Source organism: Methyloceanibacter marginalis (assembly GCF_001723295.1).
Classification (GTDB): Bacteria; Pseudomonadota; Alphaproteobacteria; order Rhizobiales; family Methyloligellaceae; genus Methyloceanibacter; species Methyloceanibacter marginalis.
The window spans coordinates 1-1,471 of the sequence record NZ_LPWD01000176.1; the positions used below are offsets into that span (position 1 = coordinate 1).

2 protein-coding genes are annotated in these 1,471 nt (G+C 67.2%); one reads left to right on the forward strand and one right to left on the reverse strand.

Annotated features, from left to right (window positions below):
* Positions 1–200, reverse strand: a 200-nt coding sequence (locus tag AUC71_RS07245; protein WP_141701519.1) for a hypothetical protein, incomplete at its 3' end; no start/stop codon positions are given.
* 292 nt (positions 201–492) lie between these two features.
* On the opposite strand from AUC71_RS07245, the gene AUC71_RS07250 reads away from it, so the two are divergent.
* Positions 493–1,471 (forward strand): NTP transferase domain-containing protein (locus tag AUC71_RS07250; RefSeq protein ID WP_069623727.1); only part of this gene is annotated, 979 nt, incomplete at its 3' end.

Genomic DNA, 1,471 nt, shown 5'->3' on the forward strand with positions numbered 1-1,471 from the left:
GCCGGCTCCGCCGCCGCGGGTGCCGCGGCGGGCGCCTGACCTTCGCTCACGGCGCTGAGTTGGACGAGCGGACCGCCAAGCGCCGTGGGGTCGGTGAAGAGGGTGAACAGGTAGAAGCCCGAGAGGCCGGCCAGGGCGATCCACAAGACCGCGAAAACGTTCCGCGCTCCGCCCCGCCCGCCTGTGCGCCGCTTTGCCATGGGATTCGACCTTCCGAATGCGAGGTTTGGTCGCAAAAGCGACCTGAATGTGGCTTGGAGTCAGATTGTCCCGCCGCTCTTCAGCGAGATTACTCACTTCATCCGTATGGTCAATTTTCCCGTGGGGCTTGATGGGGCCAGGGCGGTGGCCCTCGGGCGCGCTTTGGACTAGATAGGGCGCGTTTAAGGAAAGTTGGTACGAAGATGCGATCTTCGACCGAGCGGGAAAAAATTATCGGGACAGCATGACCCAGCTCTCGCCATCATCCTTGCCGCCGGCAAGGGCACGCGCATGAAATCGGACCTGCCCAAGGTGCTCCACCGCCTGGCGGGTGCGCCCATGCTCGCCCATGTGCTGCGCGCGGCCTCCGGCGCCGCGATCGGCCGCGCCGGGCTCGTCGTTGGCCCGGACATGGAGGCGGTGGGCGAAGCGGGGCTTGCGGTCGACCCCAAGGCGCAAGTGTTCGTGCAGCCGGAGCAGCTCGGAACCGCGGACGCGGTCAAGGCAGCCGCGCCTGCGTTCGAGGGCGCGAAAGGGCCCGTGCTCGTGCTCTACGGCGACACCCCGCTTCTGCGCGCCGAGACGCTCAAGGCCGTGCTCGGCGAGCTCGAAGCGGGCGCCGACCTGGTGGTCATCGGCTTCGAGGCCGCGGACCCGACCGGGTATGGCCGCTTGCTCTTCGACGACAAGGGGCGGCTTGCGGGCATTCGCGAAGAAAAGGACGCGAGCGTGGCAGAGCGCGCGCTGACCCTGTGCAATTCCGGCATCATGGCTTTCCGCGCAGCCGAGACGCTGACCGGTCTCCTGGCGCGCATCGGCAACGACAACGCCAACGGCGAATATTATCTCACCGACGCAGTGGCGCTCGCCCGCGGCGACGAGCTTCAGGCGCGCGTCGTGCTGTCGAACGCCGAAGAGGTGCTTGGCGTGAATTCCCGCGCCGAACTCGCCGTCGCCGAAGAGATCATGCAGCGCCGCCTGCGCGCCGCGGCCATGGCGCAGGGCGCCACCCTCGTGGCGCCCGAGACGGTGTTCTTTAGTTTTGACACCGCGATCGGCCGCGACGTGACCATCGAGCCGAATGTGATCGTCGGACCGGGCGTTCGCATCGCGGATGGTGTCACCATCAGAGGCTTCTGCCATATTGAGCAGGCGAGCATCGGCGAGGGCGCGACGGTCGGACCTTTCGCGCGGCTGAGACCTGGCGCCGCCCTTGCCAAGCACGCGCATGTGGCAACTTCGTCGAGATCAGACGCGGAGGTCGCCGAAG